The following is a 24,554-nucleotide window of genomic DNA, read 5'->3' as shown; positions in this document are numbered from 1 at the left end:
AGTCGGCCGTTTATCTTTGTCAAAATTGCCAAAATGCGGCCATGCACGCTATCGTAATTGCCAAACCTCCCAGGAAAGCTGGCGTCCCACGCCAAAGCCTTTTGCGCTGCACGCACAAATGAAAACCGTCAAATTCGCCGAGAGCCTGTCCATCTTTGTCGACGTCGCCCGCGCCCAGAGCTTTTCCGAGGTGGCCCGCCGCCGCGGCATGGTGGCCTCGTCCGTGGCGCGGCAGATCGGCGCGCTGGAATCCGAGCTCAAGGTGCCGCTGTTCGTGCGCTCGACCCGCGCGCTGATGCCCACCGAGGCCGGCGAGGTGCTGTACGAGCGCGCCGTGAAGATCCTGCACGACATGACCGAGGCGCGCTCCGAAGTCATTTCGCTGGAGCAGACCGTGCAGGGCTTGTTGCGGGTCAGCTGCCTGCCGGCGTTCGCGCGGCGCTACGTGGTGCCCATGCTGCAGCAGCTGGGTGAGCGCCATCCGCAATTGCAGGTGGAGCTGGAACTGACCGAGCGCGTGGTGGATCCGGTGGTCGAACGCATGGACGTGGTGGTGCGGGTGGGGCAGCAGCCCGACAGCAGCCTGATCGGGCAGCGCATCGGCAGCCACCGTTATCTGATCTGCGCCGCGCCCTCATACCTGGAACGCCACGGCGTGCCGCGCACGCTGGCGGACCTGTCGCGCCATCGCCTTATCGACCGGCGCCATAGCACCAGCGTGCGCGGCTGGCGCGAGCTGGGGGATGGCCAATGGGCGCGGGACGCCAGGTTCGTCCTGGAATGCGACGACTGCGACGCGCGCCGGTTCGCGGCGCTGGAAGGGCTGGGCATCGCGCTCATGCCCAACTGGTCCGCGGGGGTGGACCTGGGCGCGGGCCGGCTGGTGCAACTGACGTTGCAGGACGCCAGCCCGCCACCCGAAAGCGGTATCTACCTGTTGCGCGCCATGCCGCGCGCCAACGCGCGCATCCGCGCCTTCACCGAGCAGTTGCGGCGGCAGATCGGCTCGCCTTCCGTCTGGGATGCCGCCATCGAGGCTGCGCGCGCGGCCTAACGATCACGCAGCCTACCTGGCATCGTGGAAGATGATGCCCAGCGTGTGCCGCTCGCCCTTGCGCAGCCGGCTGACTCCGTGCCGCAGATTCGCGCGGTAATAGCCGCGCGCCGACCGCACAGGCCTGTGGTTGACGGCAAGCACCACGGCATCGCCTTGCCGCAAGGGCACCACGTCGGCCCGGCCGGGCTGCTTGGGATTGCTCTCGGCCAGCAGCAGCTCGCCGCCTTCGAAATCGCGTCCCGGCTCGTTGAGCAGGAAGATGGCCTGGAATGGAAAGACGTGGTCGCCGTACAGGTCCTGGTGCAGGCAGCAGTAGTCGCCCGCCTGGTAGCGCAGCAGCAGCGGCGTGGGCCGGCGCTGTCCGGCGGCGTGGCAGATCTCCCGGAATTCGTCATGCGTCGCCGGAAAGCGCGCTTCGAGGCGCATGGCGGCATGCCAGCGGTTGGCGATGGGGGCCAGACGCGGGTAGAGCGACTGCCGCAAGCCCGCGACGATATCGGGCAGCGGATAGCTGAAGTACTTGTACTCGCCGCGGCCGAACGCATGGCGTTCCATCACGATGCGGCTGCGAAAGCGCGCTTGCTCGCCGTAGCCGGCCGCAAGCGCCTCGCACTGGGCCTGCGTCAGCAGCCCCGGCAGCACGGCGTAGCCATCGCGGCCGAGATCGTCTTCGACAGCCTGCCAGTCCGCATCCGCAATCCGGGTTTCAGGCAGGTCGTGCAGCATGGTCGATGTGGGCATGGCTTGGGCTGGCATCAGGGCGAATCGTGGAAAAACAGTTCAAGGCCGATGCGGACTCCTTTGCGCACGCGGCTGACGGCATGCTTGAAGTTGACGCGGTAGTAACCCTTGGAACCGTGAAAGGGGCGTTCCCCCGTGGCGATGATGGCGACATCGCCGCAAGCTAGCGGCGCCACCAGCGGACGCGATTGCATGCGCGGGCGCTGCTCCGTCATCACGAACTCGCCGCCCTGGAATCCGTCTCCCGGTTCGGACAGGAGCGCGACCACCTGCATGGGGAAGACCTGCAAGCCTTCAGTGCGCTGGTGCAGTGCCATGTAGTCTTCGACGCCGAGCCGGTTCAGGTGCGATTGCGCCCGGGCCTGGCCGGCGTCGCGGTTGCGCTGAAGAAAATCGTCCAGCTCATCGGGATAGCGCGATGAAACGTTCAGGAGCTCGTTCCAGCGATTGGCGTGAACGACCAGCCGACGGTACAGCGCCGCGCGCCATTGCTCCAGCGGCGGCGGCATGCCGGCGTCGAAGTAGTAAAGGTCGCCGCGGCCCAGGTCGGCAGATGCCAGGCTCACCCGCCGGGCAGGCGGCGCGTCGGCCTGCCGTGCCAGACTGCGCGCCAGTTCCGCGCCCAGCAATCCTGGCAGCACGGCATAGCCTTCGGCGTCGAGCTGCGATCCGATGTCCGTCCAGTCCAGGCGGTCCAGGCTGGTTTCGGGGGCGTTCATGCCGCTGTCATGCATAGGGTCCTCATCGATGGTCGCAAGCGAACGGGGCATCATGCCGCGTCATGAAAAATAAGGCCCACGGTATGGCGCCGGCCGCTGCGCACGCGGCTCACGCCATGCCGCATGGCGACCTTGCGCGGCCCGCGCGCGCCCGCCGCTGGCCGTTGATTGACGGTGAACACCACCGCGTCGCCCTGGTCCAGCGGCACGACGTCGGCGCGCTGGCTCCGGGCCGCAAGCTCGGTCATGACGAATTCGCCGCCGGTGAAATCCTTGCCCGGCTGCGACAGCAGGATGGCGACCTGCAGCGGAAACACATGCTCGCCATAGAGATCCTGATGCAGGCAGTTGTAGTCGCCCGCGCCGTACTGGAGCATCAATGGCGTGGGACGCGTCTGGCCCGCCCGGTGGCAGCGTTGCAGGTAGGCGTCCAGTTCGGGCGGGTACTGCGTGTCCGCACGCAGCCGCTGATTCCAGCGGTTGGCGATCGGCGCCAGCCGGGCATAGAGCGCGTGGCGCAGCTGATCGAGCAGCGGCGGCAGGGGGTAGGCGAAGTACTTGTATTCGCCGCGGCCGAAGCCATGCCGCGCCATGACGATGCGCGAACGAAAGCGCGCTTCATCCGGATAGAGGGCGGCGAGGGCGCGGCATTGCGCGGGTGTCAGCAGTCCGGGCAGCACGGCGTTGCCGTGGGCATCAAGCGCGTGCTCCACGTTCTGCCAGTCATAGGCTGTTGCTGTCATGTCTTCGTTCCCGCTTGCCGCGGCGCGCATGCCCGGTCCTCCCTGTGATTACAGGCGAGGTCAGTGTAGAAATCCACCGCCCATTTGAAACTCCGTTTGTTGCGCTGGCATCCCCCCAAAACAAAAAACGCCGCGGATGCGGCGTTCTTCGGGCGGGCAGGAACCGTCGCGGCTCAGAGGCGCGAATAAGCCTGCTCCAGTTCGCGATGCAGCTGGTCGGCGAAATCCTCGCGCGCGGGATCCAGCTGCGACAGCAGGCGGGCCAGCACGACGTTGTCTTCCTCGCCGTTCCAGATCTTGATGTAGGTGCCTTCCTTGTAGCCATGTTGCTGGCGGAAGATGTTCAGCACGTTCTTGGACACGTATTGCGTGTAGGCGTCGTTCCAGCTCATCTCGCAGGACGTCATGGTCTGTTCCAGCACCTTGAAGCTGGCGCGTCCGCATACGGCCAGGCCGCCGATCAGTTCCAGCAGCTCGGGCACGTTCAGCTGGTCCAGCGTGTGGGTCTTGCCGTCCAGCGCGACCGAAGCCGGGCCGGACAGGTCGGCGACCAGCGCGCCGGCGGCGGCGGCGATGTCGCCGCGGGACTGGACGATGGTGTGCGACAGATAGAAGTGCAGGATGTCCACCAGCTCCATCTGCACTTGCGGCAGGTCGATGGTCTGCTTCTTCCACCACTTCCAGCCGTAGTGTTCCAGCGCTTCGGCGGATTCGACGAAGGCGGCGCGCAGGAAGCGGGCTCCGCCGTTGACCCAATCCGGATTGATCATGCTGTTCAAGTGGCCCTGCAGCTTCAGCATCGTGGCCGCCTGGGCCTGGTTCAATCCGACTACGTTATTCACTTTCACTCCGTGGTTCATGGGTCTTTCGACAGCGGCGGAAATGTTAGCACCATTGCCCGTCCGCGCCGCGCCGCCGCGACGGCGGAATCAGGCGCCGCCGTCCTTGCGGTACGAGGAGCGCTTGAGCGGCGGCAGCGGCGTCTTGTTGCGCGGATTGCGCGCGTTGCGGGCCGCCTTGAACAGCATCATGGCGAAGAAAAACAGGAAGACGGCGGGCATGGCCTCGTCCAGGTCGAAGCCGGGGCCGCGCAGGGCTTCGAAGATGATGCGCGCGCCTGCCCAGCCGGCCAGGATGCCGCCCACCGTCAGGATGACGCCGATCTTGCGCTGGGTGGCTTGGCGGGCCATCGATACCTCGGCGGCATCCGTCTGGCCCGGGGCTGCGGGCGCTTGCCGCGATTGCAGCGGCGGCGGGGCCGGTTTGCCCCAGGGCGCGCCGGACAGCGTTTCGGATGGCGAGGCAGGAGGCGGGGGCGCTGCCGGGCGGGAGTCCGTCCGCTTGTCGGGAACCTGTCCCGGCGATGCCCCGCCGGCGCGCGTCAGGTTTTCGACGTAGCGCGCGAAATCGCCATTCCTGGGTTCCCCGTCTATGGCCATTGCCCCTCTCTCCGGTTCAGTTGCCGCGGCGTTGGCGCGCCGGGACCCGGCGCTTGCGCAGCATGGCTATCAACAGCCCGCATCCTAGCAGTACCGAGAGTCCCGCGCCGATCATCATGGCAATCTGTTGCGCGTTGTCCGCCGTGCCCAGGCTGCGCGCGGTGATGTAGCCCGGGGCCAGCATCAGCGGCATCCAGAGGATGGCGGAGGCGACGTTGGCCATCTGGAAGCGGCTGTGCCCCATGCCCATGACGCCGGCGACGGTGGGAATGGTGGAGCGGATGGGGCCGAGGAAGCGGCCGATCAGCACGGAGGCGAAGCCGTAGCGGTAGAAGAACAGGCGCGCGCGCGCCACGCCGCTGCGCTGCTGCTTCAGCGGCCAGCGGCGCAGGATGCCGGGGCCGGCCCAGCGGCCCAGCCAGTAGGACAGCGCGTCGCCCACGATGGCGCCGGCGATGCCCCAGGCGATGATGGCCCAGGGATTCAGGGTGCCGGCGCCGATCAGGCCGCCGGTCAGCAGCATCAAGGCCGTGGCCGGGATGAACAGGCCCAGCAGCACCATGGATTCACCCAGCGTGAGCAGAAAGGTGATCGGTCCCGCCCAGGCCTGGTTGGCCTCGATGAACATCGCGATCTGGTCGATGTATTGGTCCATATTTACGAAGTTGAAAATTAGCTGAATGCAATCAGGTATGTTAACGCCTGCGGAACTGTCGGTGCGCCGTATAGTCCGTCTGGATGAAGCTAATTGTTGGAGAGTTATGGATTCGGTTACGCAGGCGGTGCTGGGCGCGGGCATACAGGGCGCCCTGCTGGGGCGGGTGCAGGGACGCCGGGCGCTGATCTATGGCGCGGCGCTGGCCACGGTGCCGGATCTGGACGTCCTGATGCGCTATCCGGACCCGGTGTCGCTCATGACCTACCACCGCGGCTTCTCGCACTCGGTGTTCGTGCTGACCGGGCTGGCTGTTTTCCTGACCTGGCTGATCCGCAAATACTGGCCGCAGGCGCCATACAGCGGACGCCGGCTGTTCCTGACCTTATGGCTGGTGCTGGTGACCCATCCGGTGCTGGACGCCTTCACGGTCTACGGGACGCAGCTGTTCTGGCCGCTGGCGCTCATCCCCGAAAGCTGGGCCGCCGTGTTCATCATTGACCCGGTCTATACCGTGCCGTTGCTGCTGGCGGTGTTGTTCGCCGTCGGCTTCGGCATGACGCTGACGGCGCGCCGGCTGCTGGCCGCGGCGCTGGTGTTCAGCACGGCCTATCTGGGATTCGGGCTGGCCGGACGCATCGCCGCCGAGGACCGCGTGCGCGAGGCGATGCAGGGGCAGGGCATTGCGCTGAGCGAACTGCGCGCGGTGCCCATGCCTTTCAACACGCTGGTGTGGCGCGTCATCGCCAAGACGCCAGATGGCCACTATTACGAATCGGTCAGCAGCCTGTTCGACAGCGATCCGCCGGAATGGCTGCGCCAGCCGCTCAACCTGCATGTGGCGCAGGCGCTGGCGGACGTGCCGCTGCACCAGCGCCTGAGCTGGTTCACCGACGACTGGCTGCGCTACGACGTCATCGGCAATGCGTTGGTGGTCACGGACCTGCGCATGGGCATGGCGGGACATTACACCTTCCGCTTCAAGATGGCCGAACGCGCGGCGGGCGGCAACTGGCAGGCGGTGACGCCGTCCAGCTGGCCCACCGAGCGCGGCGGCTGGGCCGAACTGAAGCTGGTGCTGGGCCGCATCCTGCATGCGCAGCCGCCCTTGCCGCTGGCGCAGTGGTCGGAGCTGTCGACCAGGTAGGGACGCGATCTACGCGATGGCGGGCGGCCGCGGCAGCGGCGCGCGGGCCTGCTCGTAGGCTTCGGCCGCCTGCAGCAGCGGCAGGTCGGCGTGGCAAGGGGCTACCAGCTGCAAGCCTATCGGCATGCCATCCTGGCCCAGGCCGCAAGGCACGCTGATGGCTGGGTGGCCGGTCAGGTTGAACAGCATGGTCCACGGATACCAATGGGCGCGGATGTCGCCGTACGGGCGGCCGTCGATGTCCATGGTGTCGAATATGTCCGTGCCCAGCGGCAACGCGGTGCGCGACATGGTCGGCATGGCCAGCAGGTCGGCCTGGCCGAACAGGGCCTGCACCTTGCGGTAGAGCGCGGTGCGGGCAAACATGGCTTCCTGGTATTGCTGGGCGCTGAACGCCGCGGCGGTGGCGATCTGCCGCCGGAAGGTGGGACTGTAGGCGTCGGGTTCGCGTTCTATCAGCGGCAGAAAGCGGGTGCGCCAGACCGTGTGGTTGATGACGCGCCAGATCGGCTCGACATCGAAGCCCGCGCCGTCGAACGGTTCGACTTCCGCGCCCAGATCGGCCAGGCGCGCCAGCGCGGCCTCGAACGCGCCGCGCACGTCGGCGGCCACGGGGCGGCCGGGCGGGGCGAGGCAATAGCGGACGCGCTTGCCGCGCAGCGTTTCGGGACTGGTCGCGGCGCCGGCGTAGTCGGCCCTGGGTATGCCCAGCGACCATGGATCGCAGTCATGCGGACCGGCCATGGCCGCCATCATCAAGCGGGTATCGGCCACGGTGCGGGTGGTCGGCGTCACGTAGGTCTGGTTGCCGATGGCGTCCTGCGCCTGGCTGTGCGGTATCGCGCCCAGGCTTTGCTTGAATCCCACCACGCCGTTGCACGCGGCGGGGATGCGGGTGGAGCCGCCGCCGTCGCTGGCCACGGCCAGCGCCGTGATGCCGGCCGCCGTCGCCGCCGCTGCGCCGCCGCTGGAACCGCCGCAGGTGCGTTCCAGGTTCCAGGCGTTGCGGGTATGGCCGAACAGCGGCGAATCCGTCATGGACTTGGAGCCGAACTCCGGCGTCGTGGTCTTGCCGATCAGGACGGCGCCTTGCTGGCGCAGCCGCGCGACAGCCACGGCGTCTTCGGCCGGCACGTTCGCGCTGAACGGCAACGCGCCGAAGGTGGTCCGCACGCCCGCGGTATTGACCAGGTCCTTCACCGTGTAGGGCAGGCCATGCAAGAGGCCGGCAGCATCGCCGCGCATCAGCGCGGTTTCGGCAAGCCGGGCTTCGGCCATGGCCTCTTCCGCGCACAGCGTGATGAAACAGTTCAGGACGGGCTGCAGCCGCTCGGCCCGTTCCAGGGAGGCGCGCACCAGCTCGACCGGAGACACCGCCTTGGTTCGGACCAGGCGCGCGGCCTCGACCGCGCTCAAGTCGCAAAGAGAGTCGTTCATCGAAACCACGTTCCGCCTTATTCGTCGAAGGAAATGCCGGCGGCCTTGACGATGGGGGCCCAGTGCGCGCGTTCGACGCCGATGCGGCGCTTGGCGGCCTGCGCGTCCTGGGGTTCGACCAGGAAGCCCGCGGTCTGCAGTTTTTCCACCAGCGCTGGCCGCTTGCCGGCCGCGACAAAAGCCTGTTCCAGCTGGGCGATCGTGGCGTCCGGCGTGGCCGCGGGGGCGTACACGCCATACCAGCTGGCGGCATGCTGGTACTGCGGGTAGCCCTGTTCCAGCAGCGTCGGCACATTGGGTAGCGTGGGTAGGCGGCGGCTGCCTGCCACGCCCAGGAATTTCACCTTGCCGGCGTTGTACAGCGGCAGCATGCTGGCGACGGCATCCCAGCCCATCGACACTTCGCCGCCCGCCACGTCCACCAGCATCGGCGCCGCGCCGCGGTAGAGCACGGGCACGACCTCCAGGCCGTTCTGGCCGCCCATTTCTATCGTTCCCAACTGGCCGGGGCTGCCTTGCGTCGCCAGGCCCAGGGTCGCCTTGGCGCGCGCCTGTTTGGCCCATTGCACGTATTCGGCCATGTTGCCGTAGGGTTGGGCGGCGCCCGTGACGGCGCCGGTGGGCACGTCGGCCACCAGGGCGACGGGGCGCAGGTCATGGTCCGGGTCGTATCCCAGCTTCTTGTAGGTCAGCGGAAAGATCACGAACATCGGCGACGAACCCAGGTACAGGGTGAGCCCGTCCGCCTTGGCGCGTTTCACCACGTCGAAACCCAGGCGTCCCGATGCGCCGGGGCGGTTTTCGACGATGACGTTGGCGTAGCCCGCCGCCTGCAATTGTTCGGCATAGGCGCGAGCCACCGCGTCGGCGGCGCCGCCCGCGGCGTAGCCGACCACCAGGCGCACGAGCTTGTCGCCGCTGGCTGGCTCCTGGGCCATCGCGCTGGGTTGCAGGCCCGCCGCGGTCGCGGCGGCAAGGATAAAGGCAAGAAGGCGGGGTCGGGCTGGCAAGGCGGTCTCCTGTTTGCGCTCTATTGCTCCTGAGGCCTGGCCGGCCGCGGATCGGCTCATGGCCACGCGCTATGCCGCTATCATCGGTCCGCAAGGGTTTACCGTATAGTGAATTATTCGACTAAGGGGTTGAGAAAATGGTCAAGCCGCAGCCTATCGAGTCGCTGGCCTCGCGCCTGAAGCTGCGGCATTTGCAGATTGCGCTGGCGCTGCGCGATGCGCCGTCGGCCAAGGAGGTGGCCGCCGCCGCGAACGTGAGCGAGTCCGCGGTCTCCAAGACCTTGGCCGAGCTGGAATCGCAGCTGGGTTTCAAGTTGTTCGAGCGCATCGGCAATGCCAAGCGTCCGACGAAAATGGGCCGCCAGATTCTGCCCATGATGGAGGCCGTGGTGGCGCAATCCCGCGGACTGGCCCAGGCCGTTACGGATGTGCGCAGCGGCCGTCTGGGCGACTTGCGCATCGGCGTGGCGACCGACATGGGCAAACTGACTCTTGCGCCCTTGATCCATGCCTTCAACCAGGCGCAGCCCGGCGTCGCGCTCGATGTGCAGGCCGGCGGATACCGCGCCATGGCGGACCTGCTGCTGGACGACAAGCTGGACGCGCTGGTGTGTTACGACACGCCCGAGCTGATAGCGCCTGGCCTGGGACGCTTGCGGCTGGTGCCGCCGCAGCCGCTGGTGGTCGTCGCCAACGCCCGGCTGTCGCCGCTGGCCGCCCGCCGCCGCCTTACGCTGCGCGAGTTGCACGCAGAACCCTGGTGCAAGCCGCGTCCGGGCACGATGATGCACGACAAGCTGACCGCGCTGTTCCTGGGATGCGACCTGGAACTGCCGCCGCGCGGCATCCAGGTGAGCGATCTGCTGCTCACCGATGAATTCGTGCGCACCACGGATTACCTGGTCATGCTGCCGCTGGCGGCGGCACTACGTCTGACCGTCGGGGCCGAGGCGGTCATCCTGCCGGTCGAGCTGGGTGTACAGAACCCGCCTACGGTCCTCGCGTGGCAGCGTGCCGCCGAACGGCAGACGCCGCTGCATCGCTTCCTGCAATTCTGCGAGGCGCCGCAGGACGGGCGGCCGATGGTCTGAAGCATTGCGTTGGTCAACGCGGGCGCTCGCAGCTCCCGCGACCAGGCCCCGGGGGCGACCGCCGGGGCTTTTTCATGGTCCTTCCGTATTGACCGCCGACGAGCCCCGCATTATTCTTGTTCAAATTACAGGAACATAAGTTCCGTTTTATGGAACAAGCATGAGTATTCTCGATGGCGTCCAGCGCGTGCTGGGGCTGTATGCGGAAGGCGCGTCGGAGCTGAGCTTCACGGAAGTGGCGGCGCGCCTGTCCATGCCCAAGAGTAGCGCGTCGCGCCTGCTCAACCAGATGCAGCACTACGGCTTGCTCGACCAGGACGCCGCCACGCGCCGTTACCGCGCGGGGACCATGCTGGCCCAGGCGGTGCGCGCGGGCATGGCGGCCACGCCGCTGGACGACGCCTGCCGCGCGGTGCTGGCCCGGCTGTCCGACGACAGCGGCCTGACCGCCTATCTCTCCACCCTGAACCAGCGCGAAACCGTGGTGCTGCAGCGCCTGAACGGTTCGCACCCGGTGCAGGTGCTGTCGCCGCCCGGTTCGCGCCGCGCCGCCTCGGGCACGGCCATGGGCCGGGCGCTGCTGTCGCGCCTGAGCGAAACCGAGTTCCAGGCGCTCTACGGCGCCGACGCCGACCAGCCGCTGCCCACCGAAGGCCGCGACTGTCCCGCCACGGTCGGCGAACTGGCCCGCCTGGTCGCGCAGACCCGCGCCGACCATTGCGGCGTGGCCATCGACCAGGCCATGCCGGGCATAGGCGCGGTGGCAGCCGCCGTGCGCGATCCCGCCACCGGCGAACTGCGCGGCCTGTGCCTGTCCTTCGTTTCCTTCCAGGCCGATGCCGCCCGCGTCGCGCGCTTGCGCGAGTCGGTGCTGCGGCAGGTGGGGGCGCTGGGCCGCGAACTGAACGATCCCTATTGGCTGGCCTGAACGCTTTCAGGCCCACAGATGCGTCCGCGCCGCCGGACACCCAGAAAATCCCCTTACGGAAATCCTCCACATGAACCTACTGCTCCTCAGCAATTCCAGCAGCGACGCCGGCTATCTGGTCCACGCGCTGCCCGACATCCGCGAACTGATCGCGTCGCTGCCGCAAGGCGCGCCGGCCGTCTTCGTGCCGTACGCCGGCGTCACGCGCGACTGGGACGACTACACCGCGCTGGTGGCATCGGCGCTGGCGGATACCGGCCTGGCCATCCAGGGGCTGCATCGCGCCGAGGATCCGGTGGCCGCGCTGGAAGGCGCCGCCATCATCATCGTGGGCGGCGGCAACACCTTCAATCTGCTGGGCCAGCTACGCCGACTAGGCCTGCTGGACGTCGTGGCGCGCCGCGTGCGCGAGGGCGCGGCCTACCTGGGCTGGAGCGCCGGCTCCAACCTGAGCTGCCCCAGCATCTGCACCACCAACGACATGCCCATCACGGACCCGCAAGGCTTCGACGCCCTGGACCTGCTGTCGTTCCAGATCAATCCGCACTACACCAATGCCCATCCTCCCGGACATCGCGGCGAAACCCGCGCCCAGCGCCTGGCCGAGTTCTGCACGCTGAATCCGCAGATGCCCGTGCTGGGCCTGCCGGAAGGCTCCGCGCTGCGCGTGCGCGGCAACCGGATCGACCTGGTCGGCCCGCACGATGCGCCGCTGTTCCTCGGCAACGAAGAGCCGCGCGTGTTCCGTCCGGGCCCCGTGGAGATCCCGGCATGAAGCATGTGATCGACGCCATCGAACTGCTGTCCTCCGCCCACATCACGGGCGAGGCCGTGGCCGAGCAACTGCGCGCGGCGGGCAACTGCGAAGTCGAAGTGACCCGGCTGGAGCGCGACGGCGCGGCCACCGAATTCCTGTCCATCGTCATTCCGGGCCTCGACGAAACCGCGCCGCAACTCGGCATCGTCGGCCGCCTTGGCGGCATCGGCGCGCGTCCGGCGGTCACCGGCCTGGTGTCCGACAGCGATGGCGCGGTGGTCGCGATTGCCGCGGCGTTCAAGCTGATGGCCATGGCGCGCCAAGGCGACGTCATGCCGGGCACGGTGCGCATCCGCACCCACATCTGTCCGCGCGCCGGCACGCGGCCGCATCATCCGGTGCCGATGATGCGTTCGCCGTTCCCGATGCGCGAGATGATGTCGCATGAGGTCGACCCGCGCATGGACGCGATCCTGTCCGTCGACACCACGCGCGGCAACCGCCTGGTCAACAAGCGCGGCGTGGCGCTGACGCCGGTCGCGCGCCAGGGCTATCTGCTGCGCATCCCCGAGACCATGCTGGACGTCATGGGCTGGGTCAGCGGCGAGCTGCCGCTGACCTTGCCGCTGACCACGCAGGACATCACGCCCTACGAAAACGGCCTGCAGCACGTGAACTCGCTGATGCAGCCCACGATCGTCACCGGCGCGCCGGTGGTGGGCGTGGCGCTGACCGCGCAAACCACCGTGCCGGGCTGCGCCACGGGCGTGACCAACGCCGTGGACGCCGACGTCGCCATGCGTTTCTGCATCGAGATCGCCAAGCTCTACGGGCAAGGCGCGATGAGCTTCGTCGACGACAAGGAATGGGCCGCCTTGCAGAGCCGCTACGGTTCGATGGCGCATCTGCAGACCGTGGGCCGCGAAAGCGCGGGCGAGGCATGAGCGCGCAGCCGCGCCGCGTGGCGTTCTTCACCATCGGCCAGTCGCCGCGCAGCGATGTGGTGCCCGAGATGGCGCCGCTCTTGGGCGCGCAGGTGCGCATCGACGAATTCGGCGCGCTCGACGGACTGGATGCCGCCGGCCTGGCCGCGCTCGCGCCCAAGCCGGGCGAATACCGCTTTGCCACCCGCCTGCGAGACGGCTCGCAGATCGAACTGGACGCGGCCGCCGCCGAGGCGCGGCTGGCCGAAGTCATGCGCCAGGCCGACGCCGCGGGCTACGACGTGCTGGTGCCGCTGTGCACCGGCACCGCGATCGCGCCGATGCGCACGCTGGTGGTGGAGCCGCAACAGGTGGTGGACCACCTGGTCGCAGGCCTGGCCGAGCATTGCCGCAAGGTGGGCCTGGTGGTGCCGCTGGAGGCGCAGGTCGACGCCTTCCACATGGTCGTGCCGCTGTCCTGCGAGACCGTGGTCGTGCATGCCTCCCCCTACGAAGCCGACGCGGCCCAAGCCGCGCTCAACTTCGAGCGGGCGGGCCGCGAACTCGCGTCCTGCGACCTGATCGTCATGCATTGCATGGGCTACGCCGAGCGCATGCGCCAGGCCGTGGCGCAGGCCTCCGGCCGGCCGGTGCTGCTGTCCAACCGCATGGTGGCGCAGACGCTGGCGCAAGTATTGGAATAACGCCGCCGAACCCGTCCCGCAACCTTGCCGCGCACACCGATGCGCGGCGCGGCGGGGACAGGCGAGCGGCGAGAGGAGACGAAGCGGGCTTCGTCAATCAATCGTTGGGAGTGTTTTTCATGTTCAGCCGTAATCTGCATCGCGCCGCTGGCGCACTGTTCGCCGTCACAGCCCTGACGGCCGCGCCGGCCTTCGCCGCCGACGCCTGGAAGCCCGTCAAGCCGGTGCGCCTGCTGGTGGGCTTCGCGCCCGGCGGTTCCGCCGACACCTTGGCGCGGCTGTTGGCCGAGCCCCTGTCGCAGCGCCTGGGCCAACCCGTCGTGGTCGAAAACCTGGCCGGCGCCGGCGGCAACATCATGGCCTACCGCCTGGCCCAGTCGCCGGCCGACGGCTACACCATCGGCATCGCCGCCGCCGGGTCCATGGCCATCACCCATGTCCTGAACCCCAAGGGCACGAACTACAAGCCGTCGGACTTCACGCCCATCACGCTGGCCGCGGTGCAGCCCAACGTGGTCATCGTCAACAAGGATGTGCCGGCCAACAACCTGGCCGAACTCAAGGAATACTTCCAGAAGACGCCGACCGCCACCTACGGCACCGCCGGCGTGGGCATTTCCAACCACCTGATCGCCGAGACCATGCTGTACAAGCTGGGCGTGAAGGTGCCGCATGCCGCCTACCGCGGCGCCGCGCCCGTCATCACCGACCTGCTGGGCGGCCACATCGCCATGACGATGGACAACATCTCCACCGCCGCGCCGCTGGCTTCGCAGGGCAAGGTCAAGGCGATCGCGGTGGCCTCGATCAAGCGCGCGCCGCAACTGCCCAACGTGCCGACGCTGGACGAGCAGGGCCTGAAGGGCTTCGACATGCCGACCTGGCAAGGCGTGTTCGCGCCCGCCGGCCTGCCGGCCGACGTGCTGGCCGCCTACTACGCGGCCATGCAGGACGTGCTGAAGCAGCCCGCGCTGGTCGAGAAGATGGCCGGCCTGGGTTCGGAGCCGGTCACCGGCATGACGCCCGAGCAGTTCAGCCAGTTCCTGGAGAAGGACCGCCAGCAATGGGCCGACATCGTCAAGGCGGCCAACATCAGCCTGGAGCAGTAAGCCGGGTTGCCCAACAAAAACCCTCCGGTAACACGGAAGGTTTTTTCATGGCGCGCGCCGCCGTGCTTGACTCTGAAGCCGCTACAGGCTTTGTCATGGAGCCTTTCCATGATCAGGACAGTCATGAGCGACAGCCATCAGCACGGCGACGTCCGCGCCTTGCCCGAATCCCGCCTCTGGATCGCCTTTGGCCTGACCGGCACCTTCATGCTGGTGGAGATCGCGGGCGGCATGATCACGGGCAGCCTGGCATTGATTTCCGATGCCATGCACATGATGACCGACGCCATGGCCTTGCTGCTGGCGCTGGTGGCGATACGCGCGGGCCGCAAGGCGGCTGACTTGATGCGTACGTACGGCTACGCGCGCTTCGAGATCCTGGCCGCGGCGGTCAACGCGCTGGTGCTGCTGGGCGTGGCGTTCTACATCCTGTACGAGGCCTACCAGCGCCTGTCGGCGCCGGCGGACATCCAGTCCCTGGGGATGCTGGCGGTCGCCGTGGTCGGGCTGATCGTCAACCTGATCTCGATGCGCATGCTGGCTGGCGCCAAGGACGAAAGCCTGAACGTGAAGGGCGCCTACCTGGAGGTCTGGGCCGACATGCTGGGTTCGATCGGCTTGATCCTCGGCGCCGTGCTCATCTGGTTCACGGGCTGGCGCTGGGTGGATTCGGCGCTGGCGGTCGGCATAGGCTTCATGGTGTTCCCGCGCACCTGGATGCTGCTGCGCGAATGCGTGAACATCCTGCTGGAGGGCGTGCCGCCGGGCATGAGCCTGCAGGCCGTGCGCGACGCCATCGCCGATACGGCCGGCGTGGTCTCGATTCACGACATACACCTGTGGGCAGTGACGCAGAGCAATCCGATGCTGACGGGCCACGTGGTGCTGGCGGCCGGGGCCGACGGCGAACAGGTGCGCCGCGCCATCGAGGAACGTCTGCAGGCGGATTTCCATCTGCACCATACGACGCTGCAGATGGAGCGCGAGGATCGTTCCTCGCAGGAGCATATCCACTGACGACGGCCGCATGAGCGGCAAGCCCGCGGCAAAGAAAAACCCCTGTCCGGAAACAGGGGTTGGTCAGCAGCCAGGCCGGAACCGCGGCCTGGCTTTTACTTCGGGAAGCGGGCGGCGATCTCGGCGATCAGGCGCCGCGCCGCGTCCAGCTTGTCGGCGGCGGGCAGGGGATGGGTGCCTTGCTCGTCGAACAGCACCAGTTCGGTGGTGTCCGCGTCCATGACCTTGTGCGCCAGGTTGCCCACCAGCAGCGGTATGCCCTTGCGCGTGCGCTTGGCTTCGGCATGCTCGGCCAGCTTCTCGGTTTCGGCCGCGAAGCCTACGCACCAGGGGCCGTTGGGCAGCTTGGCCACTTCGGCCAGGATGTCCGGATTGGGTTCGAATTCCATCACGGGCGCGCCGCCGCCTTCGCTGGTTTTCTTCAGCTTCTGGTTGCTGACGTTCTTCACGCGCCAGTCGGCCACGGCGGCCACGGCGATGAAAATGTCCGCGTCGGCCGCGCTGGCCATCACGGCGTCGTGCATCTGGCGCGCGGTGGTGACTGACAGCGCGGTGACGCCGCGCGGCACCTGCAGGAAGGTGGCGCCGGTGATCAACGTGACGCGGGCGCCGGCTTCGCGGGCGGCGCGCGCCAGCGCGTAGCCGGTCTTGCCCGACGAACGGTTGCTCAGCACGCGCACCGGATCCACGGGTTCGGACGTGGGGCCGGCGGTCAGCAGCACGTGGCGGCCGGCCAGCAGCTTGGGCTGGAAGAAGGCGATCAGGTCGGTCAGCAGTTCATGCGCTTCCAGCATGCGGCCGTCGCCCGTTTCGCCGCAGGCTTGTTCGCCGGCGGACGGACCCAGCACGCTGATGCCGTCGGCGCGCAACTGCGCCACATTGCGCTGCGTGGCCGGGTTGGCCCACATCTCGCGGTTCATGGCGGGCGCGACCAGCAGGGGACAGGCGCGCGCAAGCGCCAGCGTGGACAGCAGGTCGTCGGCCATGCCGTGCGCCAGCTTGGCCATGAAGTCGGCGCTGGCCGGCGCGATCAGCACCGCGTCCGCGCCGCGCGTCAGGTCGATGTGCGCCATGTTGTTGGGCACGCGGGCATCCCAGGCATCCACGAACACAGGACGGCCCGACAGGGCCTGCATCGTGACCGGCGTGATGAAGTGCGTAGCCGCCTCGGTCATCACCACGTCGACGGTGGCGCCTTGTTCGGTCATGCGCCGCACCAGTTCGGCGATTTTGTAGCAGGCGATGCCGCCGGTCAGGCCGAGGACGATGCGTTTGCGGGCGAGGTCGAGCATGAGGGAGGCGGCGGGTTCAGCGCCGTGTAAACGAGGAACGGACAGTGATTTTATTCTGCATTGCGGCATTGCGCCGTTCGCGATGCGTTCAGGGGGCATCAAACAGGACAAAAACCGTGGGAAATGCGGGAGCAAGCCGGGGCATCGCGCCCCGGCCGGGCCGTCTTCAGGCCTGGGTCTTGGCCTTGCGGCCGCGCAGGAGTTCGTCCAGCACCAGCAGCACGGCGCCGCAGGTGATGCCCACGTCCGCCAGATTGAAGGCGGGGAAGTAGGAGTTGTTCCAGTAGAACAGCAGGAAGTCCACCACGTGGCCATAGACCACGCGGTCGATGACGTTGCCGATGGCGCCGCCCAGGATCAGGGTCAGCGCCAGGCTGAAGCGCGGCTGGCCATGGGTGCGGCGCAGGATGATGGTGATGACCACCGCCGCCACGCAGCCCAGGCCGGTGAACAGCCAGCGCTGCCAGCCTTCCTCGGACGCCAGGAAACTGAAGGCGGCGCCGCGGTTGTACATCAGCGTGAAGTCGAAGACCGGCAGCACGTTGACGCGCTCGCCATACTGGAACGAGGTGTTGAAGTAGACCTTGGTCAGCTGGTCCAGCACGATGATGAGCAGTGCCAGCGCCAGCCAGCCGCCCACGCGCGCAGGCGCGGCGCGGGCGGGGGCGGCGGCGCCCGTCACTCCGGGTTCGGAGGGGCGGGCCATGCTCAAGCCTTGTCGCGGGCTTCGCCCGAGCCGAACAGGTTGGACACGCAGCGGCCGCAGATCTCGGGATGGTCCGCGTCCTGGCCCACGTCCAGGCGCCAGTGCCAGCAGCGCTCGCACTTCTTGTGCGTGGACGGCGTGACCTCGATGCGGGTCTCGCCTTGGCCCGCGTGCACCGTGGCGCGCGAGACGATCAGCACGAAGCGCAGGTCGTCGCCCAGGCTGGCCAGCAGTTCCTGGTCGGCGCCGTTGGCGTACAGGTCCACTTCGGCCTGCAGCGAGGAGCCGATGTCGCCGGCCGTGCGCACTTCTTCCAGCTTGCGCTGGACTTCGGCGCGGATGGCGCGCAGGCGCGTCCACTTGGCCGACAGGGCGTCGGCGTCGGCGAACGGCGGCAGGGCGTGGTAGACCTCGGTGAAGATCGTGGTGCGGGCGGCGTCCGCCTGGTTCTTCAAGGCCGAGTTGACCAGTTCCTTCCAGGCTTCTTCGGCAGTGAAGGACAGGATCGGGGCCATCAGCTTGAGCAGCGTTTGCGTGATGTCCAGCAGGGCCGTCTGGGCCGAGCGGCGCGCGCGGCTGTCCACGGCCGAGGTGTACAGGCGGTCCTTCAGGATGTCCAGGTAGAACGCGCCCAGGTCTTCCGAGCAGAACGTCTGCAGGCGCGAGACGGCCGGGTGAAAGTCGTAGCGTTCGTAGTTGGCCTGGACTTCCGCCTGCATCTGCGCGGTCATGGCCAGCGCGTAGCGGTCGATCTCGAAGAGCTCGCCATAGGGCACGGACTGCGTCACGGCGTCGAAATCGGCCAGGTTGGCCAGCAGGAAGCGCAGCGTGTTGCGGATGCGGCGGTAGCCTTCGACCACGCGCTTCAGGATCTCGTCGGAGATGGACAGCTCGCCGGAGTAATCGGTGGAAGCCACCCACAGGCGCAGGATTTCCGCGCCCAGCGAGTCGGACACCTTTTGCGGGGCGATCACGTTGCCCACCGACTTGCTCATCTTGCGGCCCTGGCCGTCCACCACGAAGCCGTGCGTGAGCAGGGCCTTGTAGGGCGGTTGGCCGTAAAGCATGCAGCCGGTCAACAGCGACGAATGGAACCAGCCGCGGTGCTGGTCCGAGCCTTCCAGGTACAGGTCGGCGGGCCAGGCGAGCTCAGCGCCGTGCGAGCCGGCGAAGTCGCCGTCCTTGCCGCCCAGCACCGTGGCGTGCGTGCTGCCAGAGTCGAACCACACGTCCAGCGTGTCGCGGTTCTTTTCGTACTGGTCGGCTTCGTCGCCCAGCAGCTCGCGCGGGTCCAGCGTCTGCCAGGCTTCGATGCCGCCTTGCTCGACGCGCTGCGCCACCTGTTCCAGCAATTCGGCGGTGCGCGGGTGCAGCGCGCCGGTTTCCTTGTGCACGAAGAAGGCCATCGGCGTGCCCCATTGCCGCTGGCGCGACAAGGTCCAGTCGGGGCGGTTGGCGATCATGGCGTGCAGGCGGGCGCGGCCCCAGGCCGGGTAGAAGGCGGTGGCGTCGATGCCGGCCAGCGCCGATTCGCGCAGGGTCGGGCCGCCGTCCTTGGGGGCCACGTCCATGCCGGCGAACCACTGGCTGGTGGCGCGGTAGATGATGGGGGTCTTGTGGCGCCAGCAGTGCATGTAGCTGTGCTTGTGCTTTTCCACGTGCATCAGCGCGCCGGCTTCCGTCAGCGCCTCGACGATCTTGGGGTTGGCGTCCCAGATGGACAGGCCGCCGAACAGCGCCAGGCTGTCCACGTACTTGCCGTCGCCCATGACCGGGCTGATGAAATCGGTGTCCTTCATGCCGTGCTCCTTGCACGAGATGAAGTCTTCGATACCGTAGGCCGGCGCCGAGTGCACCACGCCAGTGCCGGAGTCGGCCGTGACGTAGTCGCCCAGGTAGGCGGGCGACTTGCGGTCGTAGGCGGCATTGAACTGCGCCAGCGGGTGGCGGAATTCGATGCCCGACAGCGCCGCGCCCGGGGCCGTGGCGATCACTTCGCCTTCCAGGTTCCAGGCCTTCAGGCAGGCTTCGACGCGTTCCTTGGCGATCAGCAGGAGCGGACCGAACTTGGGAACCGGCGTCACGCGCACCAGCGCGTATTCGATTTCGGGATGCAGGTTCAGCGCCTGGTTGGACGGGATGGTCCAGGGCGTGGTGGTCCAGATGACGATGGCGCCGTCTTCCACCGAGTCCAGGCCGAAGGCGCTGGCCAGCTTGGCGTGCTCGGCGAACGGGAAGGCCACGTCCACCGCCGGGTCGACGCGGTCGGCGTACTCGACCTCGGCTTCGGCCAGGGCCGAGCCGCAGTCGAAACACCAGTTCACGGGCTTCAGGCCGCGGAACACGTAGCCCTTGTCCAGGATGCGGCCCAGCGCGCGGATTTCGTCGGCTTCATTGCTGAAGTTCATCGTCATGTAGGGACGATCCCACTCGCCCAGCACGCCCAGGCGCTTGAAGTCCTTGCGCTGGCGGTCGATCTGCTCGAGCGCGTAGGCGCGGGCCTTGGACTGCACTTCCGCCACGGGCAGGTGCTTGCCGTACTTCTTTTCGATCTGGATTTCGATCGGCATGCCGTGACAGTCCCAGCCCGGCACGTAATGCGCGTCATAGCCGGCCATGTTGCGGCTCTTGACGATGATGTCCTTCAGGATCTTGTTGACCGCGTGGCCGATGTGGATGTCGCCGTTGGCGTAGGGCGGGCCGTCGTGCAGCACGAAGCGCGGCCGGCCGCGGCTGGCGGCGCGGATCGCCTGGTAGACGTGGTTTTCCTCCCACTGCGAAATCCAGGCGGGCTCGCGCTTGGCAAGGTCGCCCCGCATGGGGAAGGAGGTATCGGGCAGGTTGAGGGTCTTTTTATAGTCCATGAACGGCAAAATAGGCGCGCGCGTTTCGCGCGTCTTCGGCGATGGCGGCAGTCAGGGAAGGGAGGTCAGGAAATTTTTCTTCGTCCCGCAGCTTTTGCAGGAATTCGACGCGTACGAGTTTACCGTAAGCGTCGACAGTCTCGTCGAGCAGGTGCGACTCCAGCAGCACGCGGCCGCGGTCTTCGACCGTGGGGCGCACGCCCAGGCTGGCGACCGCCGGCAGCGGCCGCTCGGCCAGGCCGTAGACCTGCACCACGTAAATGCCCGAGCGCGCGGCGCAGCGCTCCGCCACCCGCAGGTTCATGGTGGGAAAGCCCAGCGTGCGGCCCAGCTTCTGGCCGTGGATCACGTGGCCGCTGATGTGGTACGGGTGGCCCAGCAGGTGGCGGGCGCGTTCCAGGTCGCCCACCGCCAGCGCGGTGCGCACCTCGGAACTGGATATCCGGTGCCCTTGCTGGTCGGTCACGTCCGCCAGCGTCTGCACCTCGAAGCCATGGCGCAGGCCGGCCTCGCGCAGCAGGTCGATGTCGCCGCTGCGCTTGTGGCCGAAGCGGAAGTCTTCGCCCACCAGCAGCCATTTGGCGTGCAGGCCCTGGACCAGCAATTGTTCGATGAAGGCGTTGGCCGACATTTCAGCCAGGCGCGCGTTGAAACGCTCCACCACGACCTGGCTGATGCCGTAACGCGCCAGCGCCGCCAGCTTGTCGCGCAAACCCGAAATCCGGGTGGGCGCGAGCTCAGGGCGTTGGTTGAGGGTGGCGAAATACTCCCGCGGATGCGGCTCGAAGGTCATCACGGCGGGCGTCAGGTTGCGGTCGCGCGCGACTTGGCAGACGCGCGCCAGCATGGCCTGGTGTCCGCGGTGGACGCCGTCGAAATTGCCGATCGTCAGCGCGCAAGGGGCGCGCCGGTCGGGCGGGGGCAGGGATCGGTAGATGCGCAGCGATGGTTTCACGAGCGAGAGTTTACAATTTTGGATTCCGGGTTTGTTCCTGTCCTTACTTGCCGCGCGTCCAGGCTGTCGCCGCGCGCGGGATTGCGTAGGGCGGACGGGCCCGATTTCCCTTGGAATTCCTTATCTTGCCGGAAATATCTACCACCAAGCGCCGCATCGTCATCCTGATCTCGGGACGCGGCAGCAATATGCAGGCGCTGTCCGAGGCCTGCCGCAATGAAGGCTGGCCGGCCGAAGTCGCCGCCGTCATCGCCAGCAAGCCCGACGCCGCCGGCCTGGAGTGGGCGGCCCAGCAGGGCATCCCCACCGGCGCGCTGTACCACAAGGACTACGCCAGCCGCGAAGCCTTCGACGCCGCGCTGGCCGCCGAAATCGACCGCTACGAACCCGATTACGTCATCCTGGCGGGCTTCATGCGCGTGCTGACCCCGGGCTTCGTCAATCACTACGCCGGCCGGCTGGTGAACATCCACCCGTCGCTGCTGCCGGCGTTTCCCGGGCTGCACACGCACGCCCAGGCCCTGGCGACCGGGGTGCGCGTGCACGGTTGCACCGTGCACTTCGTCACGCCGGTGCTGGACCACGGCCCCATCATCGCCCAGGGCTGCGTGCCGGTCCTGGCGGGCGATACGCCCGAATCCCTGGCCGAGCGCGTGCTGGCGGTCGAACACCGGGCTTTTCCGGCGGCGGTGCGCTGGCTTGCCGAAGGCCGGGTTACCCTGACCAGCGACCATCGCGTCAACGTGCAGGGCGATCCCGATCGCCTTTTCGCCTGGTCGCCGGCCGCCTGAGCGGCCCCGAATCGAATTTTTCGGGCGGAAGCCCTCCGCCCCACTGGAATACACCATGACCAAACCCCAATCTCCGCGTTCCCGTCCGGCAGGCGCCGCCAGGGCCGCGTCCGAAGGCCGCGACGGTCGGTCCTTCTTCTCGCGCCCCAAGGGCGACGCGCGCGCGCCGATCGCACGCGACAGCGCCCGTGACGACCGTTCCGGCGGCAGCCGCGACGAGCGCTCGGGCGGTCGCCCGACGCCGCGCCCGTCCTACGACGCGCCGCGCGGCGAAGGCCGTGGCGGCGAACGCGGCTCCTACGGTTCGGACCGCCGCGAAGGCCGTCCGAGCCCGCGTCCGTCCTTCGACCCGGCGCGCGGCGAAGGCCGTGGCGGCGAACGCGCTTCCTATGGTTCGGAACGCCGTGAAGGCCGTCCGGGTCAGCGTCCCTCCTACGACGCCCCGCGCGGCGAAGGCCGTGGCGGCGAGCGCGCGTCCTATGGTTCGGAACGTCGTGAAGGCCGTCCGGGTCAGCGTCCGTCCTACGACGCCCCGCGCGGCGAAGGCCGTGGCGGCGAGCGCGCTTCCTATGGTTCGGAACGTCGTGAAGGCCGTCCGGGTCAGCGTCCGTCGTACGACGCCCCGCGCGGCGAAGGCCGTGGCGGCGAACGCGCTTCCTATGGTTCGGAACGCCGTGAAGGCCGTCCCGGCCCGCGTCCGTCCTATGACGCTCCGCGCGGCGAAGGCCGTGGCGGCGAACGCGCTTCCTATGGTTCGGAACGCCGCGAAGGCCGCCCGGGCCAACGTCCGTCCTACGACGCCCCGCGCGGCGAAGGCCGTGGCGGCGAGCGCGCCTCCTATGGTTCGGAACGCCGTGAAGGCCGCCCGGACTCGCGTCCGTCCTATGACGCTCCGCGCGGCGAAGGCCGTGGCGGCGAGCGCGCCTCCTATGGTTCGGATCGTCGTGATGGCCGCTCGGACTCGCGTCCGTCTTATGGCTCGCCGCGAGGCGATGATCGCGGCGGCGAGCGCGGCCAGTATGGCGGCCCGCGCGGCGGCGGCAGCGACGGCGGCCAGGACCGTCCGCCCAAACCTCAATTCAACCGCCCGCGCCAATCGCACGCGGCGATCCGCATCGACCAGGTCCAGCGCGTCCTGGGCGAAATCCTGCAATGGACCTATCCGGCCGACGCGGCCCTGTCGCACTGGCTGCGCAACCATCCGAATCTGGGCGCGCGCGATCGCTCCGAGGTCGCCGAGGCCGTCTACGACGTGCTGCGCCATCTGCGCCGCTACCGCCAGTTCGGCGAAAGCGGCGTCGGTCCCGCTTCGCGCCGCCTGGCCATCCTGGGACTGGCCGCGACGCTGGGCGCCGAGGCGCTGGCCGAAGGCATGGACGCCGGCGAAGCCGAATGGCTGCAGCGCGTGTCGCAGATCGACCTGGCGACCCTGCCGCGCGCCGTGCGCGGCAGCATCCCTGACTGGCTGGACGAACGCCTGGGCGCCATGGACAGCCCGGAAACGCTGATCGAGGCGTTGAACCGCCAGGCCAGCCTGGACCTGCGCGTCAACCCGCTGAAGGTCGAGCGCGACGCCATGCTGGCCGAATTGCAGCAGGGCGCCGGCCGCTACGAACCTGTCGCCATGCCTTATTCGCCCTGGGGCATCCGCATGGAAGGCCGTCCGGCCATCAACCGCTGGCCGCAGTTCGAGAACGGCAGCATCGAAGTCCAGGACGAGGGCAGCCAGTTGCTGGCGCTGCTGGTGGCGCCGCGCCGCGGCGAAATGATCATCGATTTCTGCGCCGGCGCGGGCGGCAAGACGCTGCTGCTGGGCGCGCTGATGCGCTCCACCGGCCGCCTGTACGCGTTCGACGTGTCCGCGGCCCGCCTGCAGCGCGCCAAGCCGCGCTTTGCGCGCAGCGGCCTGTCCAACGTGGTGCCGGTGGTCATCGACAGCGAAAACGACGCCCGCGTCAAGCGTCTGGCCGGCAAGGCCCAGCGCGTGCTGGTCGACGCCCCTTGCAGCGGCATCGGTACCCTGCGCCGCAATCCGGACCTGAAATGGCGCCAGCACCCCGAGGCGCTGGCCGAACTGGGCCAGCTGCAGGAACGCATTCTCAACAGCGCGGCGCGTTGCGTTGCTCCGGGCGGCCGCCTGGTGTACGCCACCTGCAGCCTGCTGGCCGAGGAAAACGAGGTCCAGGCCGAGCGTTTCCTCGCCAGCCATCCCGATTTCGAGCGCCTGGACGCCGCCGAGATCCTGGCCGCGCGCTGTGAAAACCTGAAGCTGGACGGCCCCTACGTGCAGCTGCGCCCCGACGTGCACGGCACCGACGGTTTTTTCGCCGCGGTATTCGAGCGCAAGAAGAAGGGCGCGGCGACCGCGGCCGAAGTAGCCTCGGAAGCGGATGAGGCTGCGGCTGAAGCAACGTCCGAGGACGACGCGGCCGGTCCGCAGGACCAGCCGGCCTGATCGGGGGCGCCGGG

23 protein-coding genes are annotated in these 24,554 nt (G+C 68.2%); 11 read left to right on the top strand and 12 right to left on the bottom strand.

Translation table 11 applies throughout. The features are described 5' to 3' along the window. The first annotated feature begins 118 nt into the window (after positions 1–118). Complete coding sequence (locus NGK62_RS29360) at positions 119–1,054, top strand: LysR family transcriptional regulator (protein WP_059380482.1); 936 nt, start codon at positions 119–121, stop codon at positions 1,052–1,054. Between the two features lie 12 nt (positions 1,055–1,066). Here NGK62_RS29360 and NGK62_RS29355 read toward each other — a convergent pair whose 3' ends face one another. The 6 genes from NGK62_RS29355 to NGK62_RS29330 all read right to left on the bottom strand — a co-directional run bounded on the left by NGK62_RS29355 (position 1,067) and on the right by NGK62_RS29330 (position 5,354). Then, on the bottom strand, positions 1,067–1,798 hold the full coding sequence (locus NGK62_RS29355) for a 2OG-Fe(II) oxygenase (protein WP_251881646.1): 732 nt from the start codon (positions 1,796–1,798) through the stop codon (positions 1,067–1,069). Between the two features lie 14 nt (positions 1,799–1,812). Then, positions 1,813–2,517, bottom strand: a complete 705-nt coding sequence (locus NGK62_RS29350) for a 2OG-Fe(II) oxygenase (RefSeq protein ID WP_251881645.1) — start codon at positions 2,515–2,517, stop codon at positions 1,813–1,815. A 50-nt stretch (positions 2,518–2,567) separates the two neighbouring features. Further along, positions 2,568–3,260, bottom strand: a complete 693-nt coding sequence (locus NGK62_RS29345; RefSeq protein ID WP_251881643.1) for a 2OG-Fe(II) oxygenase — start codon at positions 3,258–3,260, stop codon at positions 2,568–2,570. Between the two features lie 173 nt (positions 3,261–3,433). Then, a complete protein-coding gene (locus tag NGK62_RS29340; protein WP_187523940.1) occupies positions 3,434–4,120 on the bottom strand; it encodes a dUTPase in 687 nt (228 codons plus the stop codon). A gap of 69 nt (positions 4,121–4,189) precedes the next feature. Further along, positions 4,190–4,699 (bottom strand): hypothetical protein, encoded by a 510-nt coding sequence (locus tag NGK62_RS29335; protein WP_059380485.1) that lies wholly within the window; start codon positions 4,697–4,699, stop codon positions 4,190–4,192. A gap of 16 nt (positions 4,700–4,715) precedes the next feature. Continuing rightward, the gene (locus NGK62_RS29330; RefSeq protein WP_054455998.1) at positions 4,716–5,354 is read right to left on the bottom strand and encodes a DedA family protein; all 639 of its coding nucleotides are present in this window, start codon (positions 5,352–5,354) and stop codon (positions 4,716–4,718) included. A gap of 106 nt (positions 5,355–5,460) precedes the next feature. Between NGK62_RS29330 and NGK62_RS29325 the strand changes: the two genes are divergently transcribed. Next, positions 5,461–6,501, top strand: a complete 1,041-nt coding sequence (locus NGK62_RS29325; protein WP_251881641.1) for a metal-dependent hydrolase — start codon at positions 5,461–5,463, stop codon at positions 6,499–6,501. Between the two features lie 9 nt (positions 6,502–6,510). On the opposite strand, the gene NGK62_RS29320 is transcribed toward NGK62_RS29325, so the two are convergent. Together NGK62_RS29320 and NGK62_RS29315 are read right to left on the bottom strand one after the other, a co-directional pair. Further along, positions 6,511–7,938: an amidase gene (locus tag NGK62_RS29320; RefSeq protein WP_251881639.1), complete on the bottom strand. Its 1,428-nt coding sequence runs from the start codon at positions 7,936–7,938 to the stop codon at positions 6,511–6,513. Positions 7,939–7,955: 17 nt separating this feature from the next. Further along, positions 7,956–8,948, bottom strand: coding sequence for a Bug family tripartite tricarboxylate transporter substrate binding protein (locus NGK62_RS29315; protein ID WP_118932847.1), 993 nt, complete (start codon positions 8,946–8,948; stop codon positions 7,956–7,958). A gap of 137 nt (positions 8,949–9,085) precedes the next feature. Here NGK62_RS29315 and NGK62_RS29310 point away from each other — a divergent pair, with 137 nt between their 5' ends. The 7 genes from NGK62_RS29310 to NGK62_RS29280 all read left to right on the top strand — a co-directional run bounded on the left by NGK62_RS29310 (position 9,086) and on the right by NGK62_RS29280 (position 15,477). Continuing rightward, positions 9,086–10,039 (top strand): LysR family transcriptional regulator, encoded by a 954-nt coding sequence (locus NGK62_RS29310; RefSeq protein WP_118932848.1) that lies wholly within the window; start codon positions 9,086–9,088, stop codon positions 10,037–10,039. 160 nt (positions 10,040–10,199) lie between these two features. After that, on the top strand, positions 10,200–10,967 hold the full coding sequence (locus tag NGK62_RS29305; RefSeq protein ID WP_118932849.1) for an IclR family transcriptional regulator: 768 nt from the start codon (positions 10,200–10,202) through the stop codon (positions 10,965–10,967). A 70-nt stretch (positions 10,968–11,037) separates the two neighbouring features. Then, entirely contained in the window at positions 11,038–11,742 is a 705-nt protein-coding gene (pepE, locus tag NGK62_RS29300) for a dipeptidase PepE (RefSeq protein ID WP_251881637.1), read from the top strand. Next, positions 11,739–12,668 carry a DUF1177 domain-containing protein gene (locus NGK62_RS29295; RefSeq protein ID WP_059380492.1) on the top strand — a complete coding sequence of 310 codons (930 nt, stop codon included), beginning with the start codon at positions 11,739–11,741 and terminating at the stop codon, positions 12,666–12,668. The genes pepE and NGK62_RS29295 overlap by 4 nt, the downstream gene beginning before the upstream one ends. Beyond that, a complete protein-coding gene (locus NGK62_RS29290; RefSeq protein WP_118932851.1) occupies positions 12,665–13,351 on the top strand; it encodes an AroM family protein in 687 nt (228 codons plus the stop codon). Before NGK62_RS29295 ends, NGK62_RS29290 begins: the two co-directional genes overlap by 4 nt. 119 nt (positions 13,352–13,470) lie before the next feature. After that, on the top strand, positions 13,471–14,460 hold the full coding sequence (locus NGK62_RS29285) for a Bug family tripartite tricarboxylate transporter substrate binding protein (RefSeq protein WP_059380503.1): 990 nt from the start codon (positions 13,471–13,473) through the stop codon (positions 14,458–14,460). 123 nt (positions 14,461–14,583) lie between these two features. Then, a complete protein-coding gene (locus NGK62_RS29280) occupies positions 14,584–15,477 on the top strand; it encodes a cation diffusion facilitator family transporter (RefSeq protein ID WP_251881927.1) in 894 nt (297 codons plus the stop codon). Positions 15,478–15,572: 95 nt separating this feature from the next. On the opposite strand, the gene coaBC is transcribed toward NGK62_RS29280, so the two are convergent. The 4 genes from coaBC to NGK62_RS29260 all read right to left on the bottom strand — a co-directional run bounded on the left by coaBC (position 15,573) and on the right by NGK62_RS29260 (position 21,294). Continuing rightward, entirely contained in the window at positions 15,573–16,769 is a 1,197-nt protein-coding gene (gene coaBC, locus NGK62_RS29275; RefSeq protein ID WP_059380495.1) for a bifunctional phosphopantothenoylcysteine decarboxylase/phosphopantothenate--cysteine ligase CoaBC, read from the bottom strand. 166 nt (positions 16,770–16,935) lie between these two features. Next, on the bottom strand, positions 16,936–17,475 hold the full coding sequence (gene lspA, locus NGK62_RS29270; RefSeq protein WP_059380496.1) for a signal peptidase II: 540 nt from the start codon (positions 17,473–17,475) through the stop codon (positions 16,936–16,938). 2 nt (positions 17,476–17,477) lie between these two features. Further along, positions 17,478–20,339 carry an isoleucine--tRNA ligase gene (gene ileS / locus NGK62_RS29265; RefSeq protein ID WP_251881635.1) on the bottom strand — a complete coding sequence of 954 codons (2,862 nt, stop codon included), beginning with the start codon at positions 20,337–20,339 and terminating at the stop codon, positions 17,478–17,480. Then, complete coding sequence (locus NGK62_RS29260) at positions 20,329–21,294, bottom strand: bifunctional riboflavin kinase/FAD synthetase (RefSeq protein WP_059380498.1); 966 nt, start codon at positions 21,292–21,294, stop codon at positions 20,329–20,331. Before NGK62_RS29260 ends, ileS begins: the two co-directional genes overlap by 11 nt. Positions 21,295–21,428: 134 nt before the next feature. Here NGK62_RS29260 and purN point away from each other — a divergent pair, with 134 nt between their 5' ends. Both purN and NGK62_RS32395 read left to right on the top strand, forming a co-directional pair. After that, entirely contained in the window at positions 21,429–22,085 is a 657-nt protein-coding gene (gene purN, locus NGK62_RS29255; protein WP_118932857.1) for a phosphoribosylglycinamide formyltransferase, read from the top strand. Between the two features lie 1,114 nt (positions 22,086–23,199). Next, a complete protein-coding gene (locus NGK62_RS32395) occupies positions 23,200–24,540 on the top strand; it encodes an RsmB/NOP family class I SAM-dependent RNA methyltransferase (protein ID WP_118935084.1) in 1,341 nt (446 codons plus the stop codon). Positions 24,541–24,554: the final 14 nt, after the last annotated feature.

It is taken from the genome of Achromobacter sp. Marseille-Q4954 (genome assembly GCF_943737025.1).
In the GTDB taxonomy this organism is placed as follows: Bacteria; Pseudomonadota; Gammaproteobacteria; order Burkholderiales; family Burkholderiaceae_B; genus Achromobacter; species Achromobacter bronchisepticus_A.
Note: the sequence above shows the minus strand (reverse complement) of the source record. Positions and strands in the feature narration are given on the sequence as shown.

What these genes read in the sequence shown, in the direction of transcription:
- NGK62_RS29360 (WP_059380482.1), top strand. Translation starts at nt 119, where the DNA reads ATGAAAACCGTCAAATTCGCCGAGAGCCTGTCCATCTTTGTCGACGTC.
- NGK62_RS29355 (WP_251881646.1), bottom strand. Translation starts at nt 1,798, where the DNA reads ATGCCCACATCGACCATGCTGCACGACCTGCCTGAAACCCGGATTGCG.
- NGK62_RS29350 (WP_251881645.1), bottom strand. Translation starts at nt 2,517, where the DNA reads ATGAACGCCCCCGAAACCAGCCTGGACCGCCTGGACTGGACGGACATC.
- NGK62_RS29345 (WP_251881643.1), bottom strand. Translation starts at nt 3,260, where the DNA reads ATGACAGCAACAGCCTATGACTGGCAGAACGTGGAGCACGCGCTTGAT.
- NGK62_RS29340 (WP_187523940.1), bottom strand. Translation starts at nt 4,120, where the DNA reads ATGAACCACGGAGTGAAAGTGAATAACGTAGTCGGATTGAACCAGGCC.
- NGK62_RS29335 (WP_059380485.1), bottom strand. Translation starts at nt 4,699, where the DNA reads ATGGCCATAGACGGGGAACCCAGGAATGGCGATTTCGCGCGCTACGTC.
- NGK62_RS29330 (WP_054455998.1), bottom strand. Translation starts at nt 5,354, where the DNA reads ATGGACCAATACATCGACCAGATCGCGATGTTCATCGAGGCCAACCAG.
- NGK62_RS29325 (WP_251881641.1), top strand. Translation starts at nt 5,461, where the DNA reads ATGGATTCGGTTACGCAGGCGGTGCTGGGCGCGGGCATACAGGGCGCC.
- NGK62_RS29320 (WP_251881639.1), bottom strand. Translation starts at nt 7,938, where the DNA reads ATGAACGACTCTCTTTGCGACTTGAGCGCGGTCGAGGCCGCGCGCCTG.
- NGK62_RS29310 (WP_118932848.1), top strand. Translation starts at nt 9,086, where the DNA reads ATGGTCAAGCCGCAGCCTATCGAGTCGCTGGCCTCGCGCCTGAAGCTG.
- NGK62_RS29305 (WP_118932849.1), top strand. Translation starts at nt 10,200, where the DNA reads ATGAGTATTCTCGATGGCGTCCAGCGCGTGCTGGGGCTGTATGCGGAA.
- pepE (WP_251881637.1), top strand. Translation starts at nt 11,038, where the DNA reads ATGAACCTACTGCTCCTCAGCAATTCCAGCAGCGACGCCGGCTATCTG.
- NGK62_RS29295 (WP_059380492.1), top strand. Translation starts at nt 11,739, where the DNA reads ATGAAGCATGTGATCGACGCCATCGAACTGCTGTCCTCCGCCCACATC.
- NGK62_RS29290 (WP_118932851.1), top strand. Translation starts at nt 12,665, where the DNA reads ATGAGCGCGCAGCCGCGCCGCGTGGCGTTCTTCACCATCGGCCAGTCG.
- NGK62_RS29285 (WP_059380503.1), top strand. Translation starts at nt 13,471, where the DNA reads ATGTTCAGCCGTAATCTGCATCGCGCCGCTGGCGCACTGTTCGCCGTC.
- NGK62_RS29280 (WP_251881927.1), top strand. Translation starts at nt 14,584, where the DNA reads ATGAGCGACAGCCATCAGCACGGCGACGTCCGCGCCTTGCCCGAATCC.
- coaBC (WP_059380495.1), bottom strand. Translation starts at nt 16,769, where the DNA reads ATGCTCGACCTCGCCCGCAAACGCATCGTCCTCGGCCTGACCGGCGGC.
- lspA (WP_059380496.1), bottom strand. Translation starts at nt 17,475, where the DNA reads ATGGCCCGCCCCTCCGAACCCGGAGTGACGGGCGCCGCCGCCCCCGCC.
- ileS (WP_251881635.1), bottom strand. Translation starts at nt 20,339, where the DNA reads ATGGACTATAAAAAGACCCTCAACCTGCCCGATACCTCCTTCCCCATG.